We start from the raw sequence: 4,241 nt of genomic DNA, 5'->3' as shown, positions 1-4,241 counted from the left end.
AATGTTAACCTTAAAATTAAAATAAATAAAGAGGAATAATAATGAGAAAAAAGTTTATTATTATTGACTTTTTTTTAAAACATATTTCTATGTTTTTTGCATATTTTACTTTACTTGTTATTGCGGGTTTATTTTTAGTCCTTTATATAAATTCAAAGGATGCGATAAGCCACTTTGGTTTTTTTAGCTTTATAACAAGCAACATATGGTCTCCAGCTTTTGATAAATTTGGAGGTTTGATTGCGCTTGTTGGCACATTTCTAACAACAGTTATTTCGGCTATTATTGCTATACCTATAGCGCTTGGTATAGCAATTTTTTTGGTTGAAATTTGTCCGAATTTTTTAAAAACTCCGATCGGTATTGCAATAGAATTGCTTGCAGCTATTCCTAGTGTAATTTATGGTTTTTGGGGTCTATTTTATTTAGGTCCATTGATTGAAAAATATGTACAGCCGTTATTTAATTCTACACTTGCAAAACTGCCTGTTATTGGCCAATATTTTTATGGTTATTCTTCGAGTGTAAGTCTATTTACGGCCAGCGTTGTGCTTGCAATAATGATTATACCATTTACTGCAGCATTGGCTAGAGATGCGCTAAAGATAACGCCAGATTTACTTAAAGAATCTGCATATGCGCTTGGTGCAACAAAGTGGGAAACTATCTCAAAGGTTATGTTTAGATATTCAAAAAGTGCTATTATTGGTGCTGTGCTTATAAGTTTAGGAAGGGCAATAGGTGAAACTATGGCTGTAACATTTGTTATTGGAAATCAGGACAGCCTTCCTACATCATTAATGTCTGCAACCACTACAGTTACTGCAACAATTGCAAATGAGTTTACAGAAGCAAGTTCTCATTTATATTTATCCTCAATGTATTTATTGGCTTTCATTTTATTTTTGCTGAGTTTTCTTTTGATTATTGGATCAAAAATGTTTTTTTTGAGAAAAACGGGGAATTAAAATGAGAAAACGCAAAATAAAAAATTATATTGGATTATCTATTTCTACAATTAGTGCATTTATTGGATTATTTTTTTTGTTCTGGATAATTGTCAGTTTAATTGAAAAGGGCTTTCATTATATTAACTGGTCTGTGTTTACACAAAATGCTGTATCACCTGGAGATGAAGGTGGTGGTTTAAAGTTTGCTATTTTGGGCCAATTGGAAGTTGTAGGTTTAGCATCACTGCTTGGTATACCAACTGGCATACTTGGTGGTATATATTTGAGTGAATATGGCAAAGATAGTTTTTTATCTAATGTTATTAGGAATGTTTCTGATGCGATGACAAGTATTCCTTCCATAATAATAGGTATTTTTGTTTATGCTTTGGTCGTTGTGCCAATGGGTGGCTTTTCTGTTATTGCAGGTTCTATTGCGCTTGCTTTGCTTATGATACCAATTGTAATAAGCTCTATAGATAATATATTAAAGCTTGTGCCAAATGAGTTGAGAGAAGCAGCTTATGCACTTGGGGCACCAAAGTACATAGTAATTTTTAAAGTTGTAGCAAAAGAAGCTATTGTTGGTATAGTAAGTGTTATATTGCTTGCTATCTCGCGAATTTTAGGTGAGACGGCTCCGCTTTTGTTTACATCATTTAACAGTAATTTTGAAAGTTACAAACTAAACAAACCTATAGCAACTCTAACTGTAACAATGTATGATTACGCTATGGGACCATATGATAGCTGGCATCATTTAGCATGGGCTGCCGCAATAATTTTGACTTTTAGCGTTTTGTTATTTAATATTGCAAGTAGATTGTTTTCTTATTGGAGGTTTAGTCGTTGAAATATATTTGTAAAATCGATGGGAAACAAAAAATTGATGTAAGGAATTTTAATTTTTATTATGGCAACAAGATTGCTTTAAAAGATCTAAATTTTTGCGTGAAAGAAAACACGATTTTGGCACTCATTGGACCATCTGGATCCGGCAAAACTACGCTTGCAAGGTGTTTTAACCGCATGCATGATTTATATGCAAATAATCGATACGAAGGTGAAATTTTTATTGATGATACAAATATTTTGGATCCCAAAATAGATTTGATAGAGTTAAGAGATAGAGTTGGTATGGTTTTTCAAAAACCTACCGCTTTTCCTATGTCAATTTTCGAAAATATTGCATTTGGTTTAAAATTAAAAGGTATCAAAAATAAAACAGAATTAAAAGATAGAGTAGAAAAAGCTCTAAAAGATGCTGCTCTTTGGGATGAAGTAAAAGATAGACTTGATAAGCTTGCCACAAATTTATCCGGTGGTCAGCAGCAAAGATTGTGCATTGCACGTGCAATTGCAGTTAACCCTGAAGTTTTGGTGTTTGATGAATCTACCGCTTCACTTGATCCTATCTCAACATCAAAAATTGAAGATTTAATGGTTGAACTTTCGAAAAAGTTGACTATTATAGCAGTAACACATAATTTGCAACAAGCAGCTCGTGTATCTGAATATACACTTTTTTTAATGGATGGTGAAGTTATTGAGTACGATAAAACAAATATAATGTTTACAAACCCAAAAGATAAAAAAACACAAGACTACATCATGGGTAGGTTTGGATAGGAGCATATATGAGACTATTAGATGAAGATTTAAGACAATTGAGGGTAAAAATTTCAAATATGGCACAGGCAGCTACACGTATGTTTATTTACTCTATTGATTCATTGATAAATAAAGACCTTGAGTTGGCTCAAAAAGTAAAAGAACTTGATGATGAAGTCGATGCTTTGGATAATGATATAGATGAGTTTTGTGCAAACTTAATAGCCCTAAGGTGGCCTTTAGCTGAAGATCTAAGGATTGTTTTATCAGCTTTAAAAATCAATACATTTCTGGAGCGTATTGCTGATAATGCTACAAATATTGCTGAATGGGTAGAAAAAATTGATTTTGTAGATTTTAGAGTTGATACGAGTGAAATTTCCAATATGAAGGATAAGACTATTATTATGCTTGAAACAGCACTTGATTCCTTTTTTTCTAAAGATTATTCTAAAGCTATTTCTGTTATAAAAAGCGATGATTATGTTGATAAATGTGAGTTATCTATAATTAAAGAGATGGCACAAATGACAAATGAGCAAAATGCTTCAATTTTGACTATACCAATGATTTTTATAGCACGCGCTATAGAGCGCATTGCAGATGAAGCTACAAATATTGCTGAATTATCTCTTTATATAGCAACGGGTGAAATTTTTAAGCACAAACGCATCAAAGATTTGTAAGAAATGTTTAATATACTAATTGTAGAAGATGAAGAAACAATATCTCATTTAATTGAATTCAACTTAAACAAAGAAGGTTTCAAAACAGTTATTGCAGGTGATGCTAATTATGCAATGCTTCTTTTGAAGGATTTTATACCCAATGTTATAATATTGGATCTTATGCTTCCTGGTTTACAAGGGGAAGATTTTCTTAAATTATTAAAATCTAAAAATGAGTACAAAGATATTGCTGTAATTATTTTGAGTGCAAAATCGCAAGAAAGCATAATCACAAAATTGCTTGCAGACGGAGCAGATGATTATATTGTCAAGCCATTTTCTGTAAAAGTTTTAATAGCTAAGATAAAAGCATTATTAAGAAGAATTGAAAAGAAAGATAACAAACTGATATTTAACGGTATAGAACTTGATTTAAACACATTCAATGCGTATCTAGACAATAAAATTCTTGATTTAACAACCAAAGAATTCGAACTTTTGAGACTTTTTTTATCAAACCCCAATAAAATTTTTTCGCGAGAAGAATTATTTACAAAAGTTTGGGGTTACGATAGTCAAGTGCAAACCAGGACAGTTGATGTTCATATATCTTCTTTGCGTAAAAAATTAGGTACTAAAGCAGATATAATTAAATCAAAGCCAAAAGTAGGTTATGGCCTTATTTTATAAATTTTTATTTTTTTTTATTTTATTACTCAATTTTCTTATTAGTTTAGCTGTTTTTCATTTATTTCATCTATATTTTTTAAGCTTAATTTTATATATTATTTTAACAATTGTACTTATAGAAGGATTCAGTCATTTGATCCAGGAAAGCTTCCAAAACCATGGTAATGTTTTTTTTAGGGTTTTTCCTATTGTTAGCAAGATTATTGAAAGGCAATCTCAAAAAATCGATAAACTTAGTCTTCATAGATCTAATCTTTTGAAAGTTATAGAAAACATTAAACTTGGTGTTTTGCTTGTTGATAGCAAAAATACAGTTATATTG

General features: G+C 31.0%; 6 protein-coding genes. All 6 read left to right on the top strand.

Translation table 11 applies throughout. The features are described from left to right. Positions 1–41: 41 nt before the first annotated feature. Complete coding sequence (gene pstC / locus Q0C22_RS07860; protein ID WP_291493501.1) at positions 42–968, top strand: phosphate ABC transporter permease subunit PstC; 927 nt, start codon at positions 42–44, stop codon at positions 966–968. A 1-nt stretch (position 969) separates the two neighbouring features. Continuing rightward, entirely contained in the window at positions 970–1,803 is an 834-nt protein-coding gene (gene pstA, locus Q0C22_RS07855; RefSeq protein ID WP_291493499.1) for a phosphate ABC transporter permease PstA, read from the top strand. Next, positions 1,800–2,579 carry a phosphate ABC transporter ATP-binding protein PstB gene (pstB, locus tag Q0C22_RS07850; protein ID WP_291493497.1) on the top strand — a complete coding sequence of 260 codons (780 nt, stop codon included), beginning with the start codon at positions 1,800–1,802 and terminating at the stop codon, positions 2,577–2,579. The genes pstA and pstB overlap by 4 nt, the downstream gene beginning before the upstream one ends. 8 nt (positions 2,580–2,587) lie before the next feature. Further along, entirely contained in the window at positions 2,588–3,247 is a 660-nt protein-coding gene (phoU, locus tag Q0C22_RS07845; RefSeq protein WP_272979615.1) for a phosphate signaling complex protein PhoU, read from the top strand. Between the two features lie 3 nt (positions 3,248–3,250). Next, on the top strand, positions 3,251–3,919 hold the full coding sequence (locus tag Q0C22_RS07840) for a winged helix-turn-helix domain-containing protein (RefSeq protein ID WP_291493481.1): 669 nt from the start codon (positions 3,251–3,253) through the stop codon (positions 3,917–3,919). A 133-nt stretch (positions 3,920–4,052) separates the two neighbouring features. Further along, a partial coding sequence (locus tag Q0C22_RS07835; protein ID WP_291493479.1) for a hypothetical protein occupies positions 4,053–4,241 on the top strand: 189 nt, incomplete at its 3' end.

Source organism: Desulfurella sp. (assembly GCF_023256235.1).
In the GTDB taxonomy this organism is placed as follows: Bacteria; Campylobacterota_A; Desulfurellia; order Desulfurellales; family Desulfurellaceae; genus Desulfurella.
The sequence above is the reverse complement of the archived record's forward strand: the minus strand, read 5'-3'. Positions and strand labels throughout refer to the sequence as shown.

What these genes read in the sequence shown, in the direction of transcription:
- Q0C22_RS07840 (WP_291493481.1), top strand. Translation starts at nt 3,251, where the DNA reads ATGTTTAATATACTAATTGTAGAAGATGAAGAAACAATATCTCATTTA.
- pstA (WP_291493499.1), top strand. Translation starts at nt 970, where the DNA reads ATGAGAAAACGCAAAATAAAAAATTATATTGGATTATCTATTTCTACA.
- phoU (WP_272979615.1), top strand. Translation starts at nt 2,588, where the DNA reads ATGAGACTATTAGATGAAGATTTAAGACAATTGAGGGTAAAAATTTCA.
- pstC (WP_291493501.1), top strand. Translation starts at nt 42, where the DNA reads ATGAGAAAAAAGTTTATTATTATTGACTTTTTTTTAAAACATATTTCT.